This window comes from Streptomyces sp. 63XJN7_1_ISO-PGPR-S23-121, assembly GCF_056173025.1.
In genome coordinates this window covers 5,921,192-5,936,728 of sequence record NZ_CM149653.1, presented here as the reverse complement: position 1 = coordinate 5,936,728, position 15,537 = coordinate 5,921,192, and the positions used below count along the sequence as shown (strand labels likewise).

Here is a 15,537-nt window from a genome sequence, read left to right as displayed (position 1 = left end):
TGGCTCTGCGTAGGGTTCTGGTCAACCGCGGGCGCCGCGGCAACAGGGGACAGTTCGTAGAGGGGAATCAGCGCGTGACCGTCAACATGACCAAGGGTCAGGCCATCAGTCTGCAGAAGAACGACGGCGGCAGCCTGACGTCGGTGCGCATGGGTCTCGGCTGGCAGGCGGCTCCCCGGCGCGGCCTGTTCGGCTCGCGCACCCGGGAGATCGACCTCGACGCCTCCGCCGTGCTGTTCGCGGACAAGCAGCCGGTCGACGTGGTCTTCTTCCGTCACCTGGTGAGCGACGACGGCTCGGTGCGTCACACCGGGGACAACCTGGTCGGCGGTGTCGGCCAGGGCGGCGACGACGAGGCGATCCTCGTCGACCTGCAGCGCGTCCCGGTCCACATCGACCAGATCGTCTTCACCGTGAACTCCTTCACGGGACAGACGTTCCAGGAGGTGCAGAACGCGTTCTGCCGCCTGGTGGACGAGACCAACGGCGAGGAGCTCGCCCGGTACACGCTGGCCGGCGGCGGCGCCTTCACGGCCCAGATCATGGCCAAGGTGCACCGGGCGGGACAGGGCTGGGCGATGACCGCCCTCGGCTCCCCGGCCAACGGCCGCACCTTCCAGGACCTGATGCCGGCGATCCTGCCGGTCCTGTAGGGCCGGACGCCGGGCCGTCCCGTCGGGGGTCGGGCGGCCGGCGCGGCACACGACACGCGTCGCAACGAGTGACACAGGGGGGAAGGCGATGACGGCCGAGCTGGTGCGGGGGCAGAACCACCCGCTTCCCGAGGCCCGTCTGGAGGTCCGGGTCTCGGCCGGCACGCCGGTGGTGGCCGCGGCCACGCTCGGCGACGAGGACGGCACGGTCCACGGCGTCGAGTGGGTGGCCCACCCGGGCTCGCCCACGCTGCCCGGACTGGAGGTCTCCCGGCAGGCGGCCGCCGACCACCGGCTCGCGGTGGACCTGGACGCCGTGCCGGACGCCGTGCACCGGGTCAGTGTGCTGCTCGCCCTGGCCGCGGCCGGCGGGGCGGGCCCGTCCCGCTTCGGCGCCGTCGCCGCACCCTTCGTCGCCGTCACCGGCCTCGACGGCACCGAGGTCGCCAGCTACACCCTCACCGGCCTGGAGGCCGAGTCGGCCGTCGTCGCGCTGGAGCTCTACCGCCGGCAGGGTGCCTGGAAGGTGCGGGCCGTCGGCCAGGGCTACGCGGGCGGTCTCGCCGAGCTCCTCACCGACCAGGGCCTGCCGCAGGCCCGGCAGCTCGCCGGACAGGTCCAGGAGGCGGTGGCCGGCGGCCTGGCCCGCTCCGTGCCCGCTCCCGCGCCGCGTACGGCGGACGGCGACCGCGCCCGGCAGCCGGCCGCCCCGGACCACGGGGCGGCCGCTCCCCAGGGCACGCCCGGCTCCGCCCCGGCTGCCTCCCCGTACGGCCCCCAGGTCGCCGGCGGCCCGCAGACACCGGCCGGCCCGGGCCGGTCCGCACCGCAGCCGCCGTACCCGGGCGGCGCCGCGGTGGGGGACTCCTCCGGCGTCACCCCGCCGCCGGCCCCCGCGGGCAGCGGCCCCATCGACTACAGCCACCCGCGCCGCCGGCACGCGGCTCCGCCCGCGCCCGCCCCGACCGCGCCCCCGGCCGCCCCCGGGCAGCCCGCCCGGCCCGTCGCGGGCGACGCCACCGGCTGGTCCATGGACGAGCGGCTGTACAACCAGGTGTGGGGCATGTTCGAGGACCTCGCCCGCACCGCGGCCGCGTACCGCAGCGCCGTGGACTTCGCCGAGTCGCGCAGGGACAAGGAGATCGACCAGGCCCTGGCCGATCCGCGCAGCCGGATCGGCGGGCAGGGCGACGCCGCCCGCGAGGCCGCCCGCGCCCGCTACGACCGGCTCGTCGCGCAGGCCAGGGAAGCCCTCGACCGGGACCTCGCCCAGCTGGCCGCCGAGGCCGAGGTCGTCGAGCCCGCCCTGCCGGCCGCCTACGCCCGCTGGGACAACCCCGTCTGGCACGCCTACCGCGTGCCCATGGAGATCCCCATGGCCGCGCGCCTGGGCGACCTCCGGCTGCCCGAGGCCGACCGGATACGCATACCGATGCTCGTCCGGCTGCCGCTCGAACGGGGCCTGTGGATCGACAGCGGGCGCTCCGGCGGCTCCCTCGACGGCTCGTTCGCCGACTCCCACGAGAGGGGACGCCTGGCGCTGGAGTCGGCGGTCGCGCACGCGGCCCGGCTGCTCGCCGTCTACCCGGCGGGCGAGTTCACCGTCCACGTCGTCGACCCGGCCGGAGCGGGGGCACAGGCCCTGGCACCGCTGGTGCGGAGCGGAGTGCTCGCCGCCCCGCCGGCCCAGGGCGCCGCGGGGACGGCGGACGTGCTGGCCCGGCTCACCCAGCGCGTCGACCTGGTGCAGATGGCGCTGCGCGGAGGCGCCGCCGACGCGCTGCCGCCCGGTCTCGACACGTCCCAGCAGCTCCTGATCGTCAACGACTTCCCGCACGGCTTCGACGACCGGGCGGTGAACCAGCTGCGCTACCTCGCGGACGAGGGCCCGGCCGTAGGTGTGCACCTGATGCTGGTCGCCGACCGCGAGGAGTCCGCGGGATACGGACCGCTGCTCGACCCGCTGTGGCGTTCCCTGCTCCGTCTGACCCCGGTGGCCGACGACCATTTGGCCGACCCGTGGGTGGGCCACGCCTGGACGTACGAGCCCTCGCTCGTGCCGCCCGGCAGCCAGGTCCTTGGGCAGGTGCTCACCGCGGTGGCCGCGGCCCGTCGCTCGTGGAACCGGTGAGCCAAAGCTCGGGCCAAGTCCTCGTAAAGCCATCCTGACCTGGCGTTTTGGCTTCTCCTTTACCTGCCTCTTTACCTTTCCTTGGTGATTCGGGTACTGTTTTCCGTACGGAGGGGAGTACTCCCTGCCAGCTGCGGCGTACCCGTCAATACGGATCAGGCCAGATCCCGGGGCGTCGGCCCGTGGGCTCCGGACGCGCCTCGCGCACCGGACGCCCGGGGTGGAAGAGACCTCCGGCAGCGACGACGCTGACATCTGCCGTGTGACGTACTGCCGGAGGCGTAAGTGGAAGTTTCCGTGACCCTTTGGGTCCTGACCATCGTGGGCCTCGCCGCCCTCATCGCGGTCGATTTCTTCATCGGCCGCAAGCCGCACGACGTGTCGATCAAGGAAGCCGGGATCTGGACGGTCGTCTGGATCGCGCTCGCCGGGCTCTTCGGACTGGGGCTCCTCGTCTTCGGCGGCGGCCAGCCCGCCGGCGAGTTCTCCGCGGGCTTCATCACCGAGAAGTCCTTGAGCGTAGACAACCTGTTCGTCTTCGTCCTGATCATGGCGAAGTTCGCGGTGCCCTCGCAGTACCAGCAGCGAGTGCTCCTTGTGGGTGTCCTCATCGCCCTGGTCCTCAGGGCCGTCTTCATCGCCGCCGGCGCCGCGATCCTCGCCAGCTTCTCGTGGGTCTTCTACCTCTTCGGAGCCTTCCTGATCTGGACCGCCTGGAAGCTCATCCAGGAGGCCCGGGCCGAGGAGGAGGACGAGGAGTTCGAGGAGAACAAGCTGCTCAAGGCCGCCGAGCGCAGGTTCGGCGTCGCCGACCGGTACCACGGCACCAAGCTGTGGATCGAGGAGAACGGCAAGCGCGTCATGACGCCGATGCTGGTCGTGATGCTCGCGATCGGCACCACCGACGTCCTGTTCGCGCTCGACTCCATCCCGGCGATCTTCGGCCTGACCCAGGACCCGTACATCGTGTTCACGGCCAACGCCTTCGCCCTGATGGGTCTGCGTCAGCTGTACTTCCTCATCGGCGGTCTGCTGAGGAAGCTGGTCCACCTCTCGTACGGCCTGTCGATCATCCTGGGGTTCATCGGCGTGAAGCTGGTGCTGCACGCCCTGCACGAGTCCGGCGTCCACGTGCCCGAGATCAGCATCCCGGTCTCGCTCGGCGTGATCTGCTCGGTCCTGATCGTCACCACGATCACCAGCCTCCGGGCCTCCCGGAAGCAGGCGGAAGCGGACGCCCGGGACGCGGAGAAGCACGACGTCGAGGCCTGACCCGCGCACGACTGCCCGCCGGCGCCTCTCGTGAGAGAGGTGCCCGGCGCGCCGCTGGCGGCCGAGAGCGGTCCTCGTCCGTGTGACCGGGAATGCGGGGGCCGTTCGCCTCTGCGACGATCGCTGCATGATCACTCGGCCCAGGGCGCTCCTCGCACAGTGGACGACCGTTACGCCCGTGATCGCGGTCGTGCTGCTGATCCTCACCTGGGGTCGCGGCCTGCCCGGCGTGGTCGTGGCGGTGCTGACCATCGTCCTCGCCCTGTCCGTCCTGGCCGCCGTGCACCACGCGGAGGTGGTCGCCCACCGGGTCGGTGAGCCCTTCGGCTCCCTCGTCCTCGCCATCGCCGTCACCGTCATCGAGGTCGCCCTCATCGTGACCCTGATGGCGGACGGCGGTGACAAGAGCGCGACCCTCGCCAGGGACACCGTCTTCGCGGCCGTGATGATCACCTGCAACGGTGTGGTCGGGCTCAGCCTGCTCGTCGCCTCCCTGCGCCACGGCACGGCGGTGTTCAACCCGGAGGGCACCGGCGCCGCCCTCGCCACGGTGGCGACCCTGGCCACCCTCAGCCTGGTACTGCCCACGTTCACGACCAGCGCGCAGGGCCCGGAGTTCTCCACCGTCCAGCTGACCTTCGCGGCGCTCTCCTCACTGGTCCTCTACGGGCTGTTCATCACGACCCTGACCGTGCGCCACCGCGACTACTTCCTCCCGATCACCCGGCAGGGCGAGGTGATCACCGTCGAGGACCACGCCCACGCGCCGTCCGCCCGTACCGCACTGATCAGCCTGGGGCTGCTGGCCCTGGCGCTGATCGGCGTGGTCGGACTGGCGAAAGGGGTCTCGCCCACCATCGAGGACGGAGTGGAGGCCGCGGGACTCCATCACGCCGTCGTCGGCGTGATCATCGCCCTGCTGGTACTCCTCCCGGAGACCATCGCCGCCCTGCGCACCGCCCGCCGCGACCGGGTGCAGACCAGCCTGAACCTCGCCCTCGGCTCCGCGATGGCCAGCATCGGACTGACCATCCCGGCGGTCGCCCTGGCCTCCGTCTGGCTCTCCGGGCCACTGGTCCTGGGCCTCGGTCCCACCCACATCATCCTGCTCGCGCTGACTGTGGTGGTGGCCTCGCTGACGGTCGTGCCGGGGCGAGCTACGCCCCTGCAGGGAGGCGTCCACCTGGTGCTGTTCGCCGCGTACCTGGAACTCGCGATCAACCCGTAGCCGGCACCGCGCCGGGCCGCCCGGACCGGTACGCGCCCGGTACGCGGACCAGTAGGTGGATCAGTACGTGACGACGATCCGCCGGGCGGGCCCGTCGACGCGGACCAGTCCGCCGTAGGGGACGACGACCTGCGGATCGGTGTGGCCGAGGTCCACGTCCAACACGATCGTCGCGTCGGGGGCGTAGGTCCGCATCGCCCGCAGCACGGCCTCCCGCTGCTCCGCCGCGTAGCGGGCGCCTTCCCCGGGGCTGTTGGGGTGCTCGAAGGACCACGTCTTCGGGCGGCCCATCAGCAGGGCGGAGAACCGCCGGAGCAGGCCCCGCTCACCCATGCCGCGCAGCGTCCGGAAGACCTCCGCGGCGCTCGGCAGCTCCTCCGAGGTCTCCAGGAACAGCACGCCCCCGTCGTACTCGCCCGGATCGTGCGCGATCTCGCGGTCCGCCATCAGCAGCTGGCCGACGATCTCCAGGCAGCCGCCCCAGCTGCGGCCCTCGACCACCCGGTCGCCGTTGACCCACGACCAGCCCGAACCGGGCCGGGACCCCGGTTCCGTCCCGAGCGCCGCGGGGTCGGCCCAGTCCCGGTCGACGTCGTTCCAGCGCTCGGCGGGCCGCAGCTCGTAGGGCCCCGAGGTGAACAGCGCCGCCCGCAGGGAATCGGCGGTCTGCGGATGCATGGCACCGGACCGGCCCAGCTCGCACATCACGCTCGCGCCGTGGTACGCGACGATGCCCGTGTTGCGAAGGAAGGCGAGGAGGTTGGTGTTGTCGCTCCACCCGAAGAACGGCTTCGGGTCGGCTCGCAGCAACTCCCGGTCCAGGTGCGGCAGGACGGTGATCTGGTCGTCGCCGCCGATCGACGCGAACACGGCCCTGATGTCCGGGTCGGCGAAGGCCGCGTGGATGTCGTCGGCCCGTTCCCGCGGCGTCGCCCCCATCTTGCGGGTGGCCGGATACTCGACCGGTTCCAGGCCGTACTCGGCGCGCAGCCGTTCCAGGCCCAACTCGTAGGGCAACGGGAACAGTCCGGGCAGTCCCGAAGCGGGGGATATCACCGCGACGCGGTCTCCGGGCGAGGGCTTGGGCGGGTACATGATCGTCGTCATGCGGCGAGGGTAGGGCCGGCCGGGACGGAGGTGCACCGTGATAAACCGGGGGCCAGCGAGCGGTCGGCCAAGGACCGCCGCACCTCGAACGGACCGGAGGAACCGTGCCCCGCACCCTGGCCAACGCCCCGATCATGATCCTCAACGGGCCCAACCTGAACCTGCTCGGCCAGCGCCAGCCGGAGATCTACGGCTCCGACACGCTCGCCGACGTCGAGGCCCTGTGCGTCAAGACCGCCGCGGCGCACGGCGGCACGGTGGACTTCCGCCAGTCCAACCACGAGGGCGAACTGGTCGACTGGATCCACGAGGCACGGCTGCACCACTGCGGGATCGTGATCAACCCCGCCGCCTACTCGCACACGTCCGTCGCGATCCTGGACGCGCTCAACACCTGCGACGGGCTGCCGGTGGTGGAGGTCCACATCTCCAACATCCACCAGCGTGAGCCGTTCCGGCACCACTCCTACGTGTCGCAGCGCGCCGACGGAGTCATCGCCGGGTGCGGTGTGCAGGGATACGCGTTCGGTGTGGAGCGGATCGCGGCGCTGGCGGGGACGGGCCGGGCCGACACCTGAGGAGCCGGGGCCGCCGGCCGAGGGCGGGAAAGGGGGGACCGGCGGCCCACGCCGCCCAGGAGCCGTCGTCCTGCGCGGGGCTGCCCCCAGTCGACCGCCCCTCCGCTCGGTCCGGCAGCGCGCGCGGAGGGGCGGCGCCGGTGAACGGATCACACGGGGTGCGAACGGAGGGCGTTCACCACCCGCGCGCGTGCCACTCCGGCAGGTGCGGGCGTTCCGCGCCCAGCGAGGTGTCGTCGCCGTGCCCCGGGTAGACCCACGTCTCGTCCGGGAGGACGTCGAAGACCTTGGTCTCGACATCGCGGATCAGACGCGCGAACGCCTCCGGGTCCTTGAAGGTGTTGCCCACGCCGCCGGGGAAGAGACAGTCCCCCGTGAACACGTGCGGGTGCCCGTGCGGGTCGTCGTAGACGAGGACGATCGAGCCCGGGGTGTGTCCGACGAGGTGGCGGGCAGTGAGCTCCACCTGGCCCACCCGGATGACGTCGCCGTCGTCGACCGGCACGTCGGTGGGCACGGGAATGCCCTCGGCGTCGTGCCGGCCCGCGTACGTGCGGGCGCCGGTGGCCGCGACGACCTCGGCCAGCGCCTGCCAGTGGTCGCCGTGGCGGTGGGTGGTGACGACGGAGGCGATGCCGTCGTCACCGATCGAGCCGAGCAGCGTGTGCGCGTCGTTCGCGGCGTCGATCAGCAGCTGTTCGTCGGTGGCCCGGCAGCGCAGCAGATAGGCGTTGTTGTCCATCGGGCCGACCGCGATCTTGGTGATCATCAGATCTTTGAGCTCGTGCACCTGGGCGGGGCCGCCGACCCGCACCTCTCCGCTGTAGGTCATGACCGCCAGCCTAGGGCCTGTCGTTCGCATCACGCCGCAGACGCGGGAACGGCAAGGCACCGCCCGTCTCCTGCGGCATGGTCCGAACGCCGGACCCTGGCGCCGGGACGCCGCCGCGACCGCCTCCCGGAGCCCTCGGCTACAGCGGCGGCAGCGCGGGCAGCGTGCCCCCCTCCACGGTCAGCGCGGTTCCCTCGCGCCGCCCGGCGAGCCAGCCCAGCAGGTCGGCGGGGGTCCCGGTGACGATGATGGTCCGCGCGCCCTCCTCGCGGCCCGTGCTCCACGCGCGCGTGCCGTCCGTGAGGCGCGTGGACGGCACGTCCGGGTGCCCCGTGAAGCGGGCGGCCAGGAAGGCGGTCTCCCGCTCGGTGAACTCCTCCGGCAGGTCCTCCAGCTCGTAGCCGATCCCGAGGTCCACGTGGTGCAGCTCCACCTCGGCCCACCGCCGGAAGGGCACCCGTGACGCCGAGTCCGTGACGCCATTGCGCAGCGCGACCGTGCGCGACCAGTCGGCGGGGACGGCGCCCGCCTCCTGGAAGCGGGCCGCGCTCTCGCGCACGTCGGCGAGCTGGGCGTCGAGCGGGCGCGGGGCGTCCCGTTCGATGTCGGCGTCGCGGGCCTCGGCGGAGACGTACATGGGGCGGCCCTCCAGAACGTTCACGAGGGCGTCCGCGTTGCGGGCGAGGTGGGCGAGGACATGGCCGCGGGTCCAGCCGGGTAGCCGTGACTGGTCCGTCACGCCCGCGTTGTCCAGTTTGCCGACCGCGCTCAGCAGCCGTTCGGTGGCGTCGTGTACAGACGCCAGGTCACGCGCGTGATCAATCATGTCGTCGACCCTAGACGGCACCACACGTTCGGGTGAAGGCGGCGGACGACGCCCGCAAATCGAATGCACGTGCTATATGGTCGGGTGCGGCGTCGGGCATGCTGGGGAGTCGGGGTTTGTTGACAACCGGTGAATCCGACCGGCGTTGTCAGTGGCTCCCCCTAGTCTGAGAAAGACGGGGGCCCCGCCCCTGTCACTTCTCTCAAGAAAGGTGCGGACCGGCGTGGCCGACCGTCTCATCGTCCGTGGCGCGCGCGAGCACAATCTGAAAAACGTCTCGCTCGACCTGCCTCGCGACTCGCTCATCGTCTTCACGGGCCTGTCCGGGTCGGGCAAGTCCTCCCTGGCCTTCGACACGATCTTCGCCGAGGGCCAGCGGCGCTACGTGGAATCGCTCTCCTCGTACGCCCGGCAGTTCCTCGGCCAGATGGACAAGCCGGACGTCGACTTCATCGAGGGTCTCTCCCCGGCGGTCTCCATCGACCAGAAGTCGACCTCGCGCAACCCGCGCTCCACGGTCGGCACCATCACCGAGGTCTACGACTACCTGCGCCTGCTCTTCGCCCGCATCGGCAAGCCGCACTGTCCCGAGTGCTCCCGGCCCATCTCGCGCCAGTCGCCGCAGGCCATCGTCGACAAGGTGCTGGAGCTGCCCGAGGGCAGCCGCTTCCAGGTGCTGTCGCCGCTGGTGCGCGAGCGCAAGGGCGAGTTCGTCGACCTCTTCTCGGACCTCCAGACCAAGGGCTACTCCCGCGCGCGGGTCGACGGCGAGACCGTCCAGCTCTCCCAGCCGCCCACGCTGAAGAAGCAGGAGAAGCACACCATCGAGGTGGTCGTCGACCGCCTCACGGTGAAGGACTCGGCGAAGCGCCGCCTCACCGACTCCGTCGAGACCGCGCTCGGTCTGTCGGGCGGCATGGTCGTGCTCGACTTCGTCGACCTCCCCGAGGACGACCCCGAGCGCGAGCGCATGTACTCGGAGCACCTGTACTGCCCGTACGACGACCTGTCCTTCGAGGAGCTGGAGCCCCGCTCCTTCTCCTTCAACTCGCCCTTCGGCGCCTGCCCCGACTGCTCGGGCATCGGCACGCGCATGGAGGTCGACCCCGAGCTGATCGTCCCGGACCCGGACAAGTCGCTGGACGAGGGCGCCATCCACCCCTGGTCGCACGGACACACCAAGGACTACTTCGCCCGCCTGATCGGGGCCCTCGCGGACGCGCTGGGCTTCCGTACGGACATCCCCTTCGCCGGGCTGCCGCTGCGTGCCCGCAAGGCCCTGCTGCACGGGCACAGGACGCAGGTCGAGGTCCGCTACCGCAACCGCTACGGGCGCGAGCGCCGGTACACCACGGCGTTCGAGGGCGCCGTCCCCTTCGTCAAGCGCCGGCACAGCGAGTCCGAGAGCGACGCCAGCCGCGAGCGCTTCGAGGGCTACATGCGCGAGGTGCCCTGCCCCACCTGTGAGGGCACCCGCCTCAAGCCGCTCGTCCTCGCGGTCACCGTCATGGACAAGTCGATCGCCGAGGTCGCGGCGATGTCCATCAGCGACTGCGCCGACTTCCTGGGCCGGCTGAAGCTCAGCGCCCGGGACAAGAAGATCGCCGAGCGCGTGCTGAAGGAGGTCAACGAGCGGCTGCGCTTCCTGGTCGACGTCGGCCTGGACTACCTCTCGCTGAACCGGGCGGCCGGCACGCTCTCCGGCGGCGAGGCCCAGCGCATCCGCCTGGCCACCCAGATCGGTTCCGGCCTCGTCGGCGTTCTGTACGTCCTCGACGAGCCGTCCATCGGCCTGCACCAGCGCGACAACCACCGGCTGATCGAGACCCTCGTCCGGCTCCGCGACATGGGCAACACACTGATCGTCGTCGAGCACGACGAGGACACCATCAAGGTCGCCGACTGGATCGTCGACATCGGCCCCGGCGCCGGTGAGCACGGCGGCAAGGTCGTGCACAGCGGCTCCGTGAAGGAGCTGCTCGACAACGCCGAGTCGCAGACCGGCCTGTACCTGTCGGGCAAGAAGGCCATCCCGCTGCCCGAGGTCCGGCGTCCGCAGGACCCGTCCCGCAGGCTCACCGTGCACGGGGCCCGGGAGAACAACCTGCAGGACATCGACGTGTCCTTCCCGCTCGGCCTGTTCACCGCCGTCACCGGCGTCTCCGGTTCCGGCAAGTCGACGCTGGTCAACGACATCCTCTACACGCACCTCGCGCGGGAGCTGAACGGTGCCCGCAGCGTGCCCGGACGGCACACACGCGTGGACGGCGACGACCTCGTCGACAAGGTCGTCCACGTCGACCAGTCGCCCATCGGCCGCACCCCGCGGTCGAACCCGGCGACGTACACCGGCGTCTTCGACCACATCCGCAAGCTGTTCGCCGAGACGACCGAGGCGAAGGTCCGCGGCTACATGCCCGGCCGGTTCTCCTTCAACGTCAAGGGCGGCCGCTGCGAGAACTGCGCGGGCGACGGCACCATCAAGATCGAGATGAACTTCCTCCCGGACGTCTACGTCCCGTGCGAGGTCTGCCACGGTGCCCGGTACAACCGGGAGACCCTGGAGGTCCACTACAAGGGCAAGTCCATCGCCGACGTCCTGAACATGCCGATCGAGGAGGCGACCGACTTCTTCGAGGCGGTCCCCGCGATCGCCCGGCACATGAAGACACTCAAGGACGTCGGCCTCGGCTACGTCCGGCTCGGCCAGTCCGCGACCACCCTGTCCGGCGGTGAGGCACAGCGCGTGAAGCTCGCCAGCGAGCTGCAGCGCCGCTCCACCGGCCGCACGGTCTACGTCCTGGACGAGCCGACCACCGGTCTGCACTTCGAGGACATCAGCAAGCTGCTGACGGTCCTGTCGGGCCTGGTCGAGAAGGGCAACACGGTCATCGTAATCGAGCACAACCTCGACGTGATCAAGACCGCCGACTGGGTCGTCGACATGGGCCCCGAGGGCGGCGCGGGCGGCGGCCTGGTGGTCGCCGAGGGCACGCCGGAGCAGATCGCCGGCGTACCGGCCAGCCACACCGGCAAGTTCCTGAGGGACATCCTCGGCGCCGACCGGGTCAGCGACGCCATCCCGGCGCAGGCCACGCGCAAGGCGGCGAAGACGGTGGCGGCCAAGTCCACCGCCAGGAAGACGGCCACCAAGAAGGTGGGCGCCACCGCGGCGAAGACCGCGAAGGCGGCCAATACCACCAAGCCGGCCGCGAAGAAGACGACACGGGCGAGCAAGGCCTGACCCGCCGGGCGGACGCCCGCAGCCCCGGCACAGGGCGCCCGCCGGCACCCGGACGCGCCGTGTCCCATGGAAGAACCCGTGGGACACGGCGCGTCCGCGCGTCCGGCGCTCAGGAGCCCGCCGGCTCCACGAACTGCATGTCGAGCTGGATCTTCACGACCTCCCCGAGCAGCCCCGGAGCGAAGTCCAGCCCGAACTCGCTGCGCCGGATCTCACCCGCCGCCTCGAACCCGGCATGCCGGCTGCCGTCCATCGGCACGTCCACCAGCCCGCCGAACTCCACGGCGAGCGTCACCGGCCGGGTCACCTCACCGATCGTCAGCTCGCCCTCCATGACCCAGTCCTCGCCCTCGCCCGACACCCGGGTCGAGCGGTAGGTCATCGTCGGACGCTTCTCCACGTCGAGCAGACCGGCGGCGCGTACGTGCGCGTCCCGGTCGGCGTTGCCGGTGTCGACGGAGGCCAGGTCGACCGTCGCGGACACCCGGACGTCCCCGGCCGTCTCACCGACGAAGAGATCCGCCTCCACACCGGTGAACCGCCCCCGCACCTTGGCGATGCCGAGATGGCGGACAGTGAAGTTCACGGCGGAGTGAAAGGGGTCGAGAGCCCACTGACCGGGCGCGATCGGCAGGGGAGCGGTGGCGGTGGTGGCGATGTCGTTGGTCATGCCGACCACCCTGCGGGCCCCGCGCCCCGCGAGGGAGACCGGCCTGAGCGTGGTAGTCGCAGGGCCACCCTCCCGCCCGCACGGGTTGGTACGTTCCCCGGGTGAGCGACAACGAGTTGGGCACGTTTCTGCGCAGCTGGCGCGAGTCCGTCGGCCCCGCCGAGGTGGGGCTGCCCGCCGGCCCCCGCCGCCGCACGCCCGGACTGCGCCGCGCCGAACTGGCGACGCTCGCCGGCGTCAGCGTCGAGTACCTCACCCGGCTGGAGCAGGGGCGCGACCGGCACCCGTCCGCCCAGGTGCTCGGCGCCCTCGCGGACGCGCTGAACCTGTCCCTGAGCAACCGGATGGTGCTGCGCCGGCTGACCAAGGAGGCCGACGGCGGCGACCCGCTCCTGTGCGCGGCGGCCCCGCCGCTCTCCCGTGAGGCGCGGCCCACCGTGCGTGCCGTCCTGGACCGGCTGGAACCCGCCCCCGCCGCGGTGCTGAACTGGATCGGCGACGTCCTCGCCCACACCGCCGGCTACGCCCGGCTCACCGGCCCGCTCGGCCTGCTCGACGCCGAGCGGCCCAACCTGCTGCGCCACCTGTTCACCGACGAGCGCGCCCGCGCCGCCTACCCCGACTGGGACCGCGTCGCCGACGACCAGGTCGCCCGGCTCCGGCACAACTCCCCGCTGCGGGACCCGTACGTCACCGAGCTGGCCGACGAGCTGACGGTGACGGCGGGCGCGGAGTTCACCGACCGGTTCGCCGACCTCGCGCTGACCCCGCGACGCGTCGGTACCCAGCGCGTCCGGCATCCGGAGGCCGGTGCGCTGAGCCTGCTGCACGAGACGCTCGCGCTCCCCGAGGACGGCCAGTGGATCGTCGTGCACCTGCCCGCCGACGACGCCACGGCCACCGCCCTGGACCGCCTCGACGGACGCCGCCCCGGAGCCCTGCGTGCGGTACGGCCGGCCGGCTGAGACCGGCGGGCCGTCAGAGGGAGACCTCGTGGGCGTACGGCGGCTCCGCGCCCGCGCGCGAACAGGTGACCGCCGCCGCGCGGGCGGCGAACCCCAGCAGGTCCGCCCAGCCGTCGGGCCCCAGGGCGGCCACCGCGTGCCCGGACAGCGCGTCCCGCACCGCCAGGCCGTGCAGCAGCGCCGCGTTGACCGTGTCGCCCGCGCCGATGGTGTCCACCACCTCGACCCGCTCGCCCGGCACGGTGTACTCACCGCCGTCGCGGGTGAAGGCCGTCAGCCCGTCGCCGCCACGGGTGATCACCACCGCCGCCGGACCGGCCGCCAGCCACTCCCGGGGAGTGCCGCCCAGCCACTGGGCGTCCTCCTCGGACAGCTTCAGCAGCGACACCGACGGCAGCCAGCCGGCGAACCGGGCCCGGTAGGCGTCCGGGTCCGGGATCAGCCCCGCCCGGATGTTCGGGTCGAGCGCCGTGAACACGCCCCGCGCGGCCGTCTCGCGCAGCAGTTCCTCGTACGCGCTCGCCCCCGGCTCCAGCACCAGGGAGCAGGTGCCGAAGGACACCGCCCGGGTGCCCGGCGGCAGCACGGAGGGCACCGTGAACAGCCGGTCCGCGGTGCCCTCCACGTAGAAGGTGTACGCGGCCGAACCGTCCGCGCCGACCGTGGCAACGGCGAGCGTCGTCGGCTCGGCCCCGCGCTGCACCGGCGACACGTCCACGCCGGTCTCGCGCAGCCGGTCCAGCAGGGCCTCGCCGAAGGCGTCGGACGACACCCGCGAGCAGAAGGCGGCGGGGGAGCCGAGGCGGCTTAGCGAGACGGCGGTGTTGAACGGGCCGCCACCGAGCGCCGGGCGCAGCGCGGCGAGGGCACCCGTGCCCTGCGGTACCAGGTCGATCAGTGCCTCACCGGCGACGACGATCACGGGAGGGTCCTTTCATGGTCCGGTTCGGAGGCCTGCCGGGGCTGCTCGGGGCAGCCGCAGGACGTGCGGTGGACGAAGGCGCAGGGCAGCCGCACGGTCCGGGCCGGCCGGTTCGGCGCGGCGAGCCGCTCCAGCAGCAGCCGGACGGCCCGGGCACCGACGTCCTTGCCGGGCTGCGCGACGGCGGTCAGCCGGGGTGTGAACAGGTCCGCCCAGGCGAAGTCGTCGAAGCAGCACAGCGCGAGGTCGCCGGGCACGGACAGGCCGCGGTCCCGCAGGGCGCGCAGCGCGCCGAGGGTCATGTTGTTGTTGGCGGTGACCAGTGCGGTGGGCGGCGCGGGGAGGGACAGCAGGGCCGCCGTGGCCCGTGCTCCGCCGGCCGCGTCGGAGTCGCCGTGCACCACCAGCCGCTCGTCGAACGGCAGCCCGGCGGCGGCGAGGCCGTCCCGGTACCCGGTGATCCGCTCGGCCGTCGTGCTGAGTCCCGGCCGGCCCGCGACCAGGCCGATCCGGCGGTGACCGAGCCCGGCGAGGTGGCCGACCAGCCCGGTGGTGGGCCCGGCGCTCTCCGCGCACACCTGGTCGAAGGGGAGGCCGTCGCCCGGTGGTGCGTCGACGACCCGGTCGAGGAACACGGCGGGCACCCGGTGGCGTGCCAGGTAGGCGACGAGGGCGTCCGGGCCGGCGGAGGGCGCGACGATCATGCCGTCCACGCGCCGCTCGTGCAGCAGCCGCGCGACCTCGACCTCGTGCCCGGGGTCGTCGTGCGGGTCGGCGACGAGCAGGCTGTAATTGTGCTCCAGGGCCTCGGCCTCGACGCCCTGGAGGATCTCGGTGAAATAGGGGTTGCCGATCGCCGAGACCGCGAGACCCAGGGATCGGGTCCGGGAGGTCACCAGGGAGCGGGCGAGGGTGTTCGGGATGTAGCCCAGCTCGTCGACGGCGTCCAGCACCGCCCGGCGGGTGTGCGGCAGCACGGGGCGGGTGTCGTTGAGCACGTGCGAGACCGTCGCCACGGATACCCCGGCGCACCGCGCCACGTCGGCCATGGTCGCCACCGGTACGCCCCCTCTCGTCGTGCCGCCGGCGTGCTGCCGGGGAGCGTATCC

Annotated in this window: 13 protein-coding genes; 7 read left to right on the top strand and 6 right to left on the bottom strand. The window is 72.3% G+C overall.

The window, feature by feature from the left end:
* The first annotated feature begins 74 nt into the window (after positions 1–74).
* The 4 genes from AC0VYN_RS26525 to AC0VYN_RS26510 all read left to right on the top strand — a co-directional run bounded on the left by AC0VYN_RS26525 (position 75) and on the right by AC0VYN_RS26510 (position 5,284).
* Complete coding sequence (locus AC0VYN_RS26525) at positions 75–653, top strand: TerD family protein (RefSeq protein ID WP_475532991.1); 579 nt, start codon at positions 75–77, stop codon at positions 651–653.
* Positions 654–741: 88 nt separating this feature from the next.
* A complete protein-coding gene (locus tag AC0VYN_RS26520; RefSeq protein WP_475532990.1) occupies positions 742–2,784 on the top strand; it encodes a TerD family protein in 2,043 nt (680 codons plus the stop codon).
* A gap of 285 nt (positions 2,785–3,069) precedes the next feature.
* Complete coding sequence (locus tag AC0VYN_RS26515; RefSeq protein WP_475532989.1) at positions 3,070–4,056, top strand: TerC family protein; 987 nt, start codon at positions 3,070–3,072, stop codon at positions 4,054–4,056.
* 127 nt (positions 4,057–4,183) lie between these two features.
* A complete protein-coding gene (locus AC0VYN_RS26510) occupies positions 4,184–5,284 on the top strand; it encodes a calcium:cation antiporter (RefSeq protein ID WP_385463851.1) in 1,101 nt (366 codons plus the stop codon).
* 60 nt (positions 5,285–5,344) lie between these two features.
* Here the strand turns inward: AC0VYN_RS26510 and AC0VYN_RS26505 are convergent, their stop codons facing one another.
* The gene (locus tag AC0VYN_RS26505; protein WP_475532988.1) at positions 5,345–6,391 is read right to left on the bottom strand and encodes a S66 family peptidase; all 1,047 of its coding nucleotides are present in this window, start codon (positions 6,389–6,391) and stop codon (positions 5,345–5,347) included.
* Between the two features lie 104 nt (positions 6,392–6,495).
* Between AC0VYN_RS26505 and aroQ the strand changes: the two genes are divergently transcribed.
* A complete protein-coding gene (gene aroQ / locus AC0VYN_RS26500) occupies positions 6,496–6,969 on the top strand; it encodes a type II 3-dehydroquinate dehydratase (RefSeq protein WP_475532987.1) in 474 nt (157 codons plus the stop codon).
* Between the two features lie 175 nt (positions 6,970–7,144).
* Here aroQ and AC0VYN_RS26495 read toward each other — a convergent pair whose 3' ends face one another.
* Both AC0VYN_RS26495 and AC0VYN_RS26490 read right to left on the bottom strand, forming a co-directional pair.
* Complete coding sequence (locus tag AC0VYN_RS26495; protein WP_385463844.1) at positions 7,145–7,801, bottom strand: MBL fold metallo-hydrolase; 657 nt, start codon at positions 7,799–7,801, stop codon at positions 7,145–7,147.
* Between the two features lie 139 nt (positions 7,802–7,940).
* Complete coding sequence (locus tag AC0VYN_RS26490) at positions 7,941–8,627, bottom strand: maleylpyruvate isomerase family mycothiol-dependent enzyme (protein WP_475532986.1); 687 nt, start codon at positions 8,625–8,627, stop codon at positions 7,941–7,943.
* A 223-nt stretch (positions 8,628–8,850) separates the two neighbouring features.
* Between AC0VYN_RS26490 and uvrA the strand changes: the two genes are divergently transcribed.
* Positions 8,851–11,871: an excinuclease ABC subunit UvrA gene (uvrA, locus tag AC0VYN_RS26485; RefSeq protein ID WP_475532985.1), complete on the top strand. Its 3,021-nt coding sequence runs from the start codon at positions 8,851–8,853 to the stop codon at positions 11,869–11,871.
* A 109-nt stretch (positions 11,872–11,980) separates the two neighbouring features.
* Here the strand turns inward: uvrA and AC0VYN_RS26480 are convergent, their stop codons facing one another.
* Positions 11,981–12,541 carry a YceI family protein gene (locus AC0VYN_RS26480; RefSeq protein WP_475532984.1) on the bottom strand — a complete coding sequence of 187 codons (561 nt, stop codon included), beginning with the start codon at positions 12,539–12,541 and terminating at the stop codon, positions 11,981–11,983.
* A 101-nt stretch (positions 12,542–12,642) separates the two neighbouring features.
* Here AC0VYN_RS26480 and AC0VYN_RS26475 point away from each other — a divergent pair, with 101 nt between their 5' ends.
* Positions 12,643–13,506, top strand: coding sequence for a helix-turn-helix domain-containing protein (locus AC0VYN_RS26475; protein ID WP_475532983.1), 864 nt, complete (start codon positions 12,643–12,645; stop codon positions 13,504–13,506).
* Between the two features lie 13 nt (positions 13,507–13,519).
* On the opposite strand, the gene AC0VYN_RS26470 is transcribed toward AC0VYN_RS26475, so the two are convergent.
* Positions 13,520–14,428, bottom strand: coding sequence for a carbohydrate kinase family protein (locus tag AC0VYN_RS26470; RefSeq protein WP_475532982.1), 909 nt, complete (start codon positions 14,426–14,428; stop codon positions 13,520–13,522).
* A complete protein-coding gene (locus AC0VYN_RS26465; protein ID WP_475532981.1) occupies positions 14,425–15,486 on the bottom strand; it encodes a LacI family DNA-binding transcriptional regulator in 1,062 nt (353 codons plus the stop codon). The genes AC0VYN_RS26470 and AC0VYN_RS26465 overlap by 4 nt, the downstream gene beginning before the upstream one ends.
* Between the last annotated feature and the right edge of the window lie 51 nt (positions 15,487–15,537).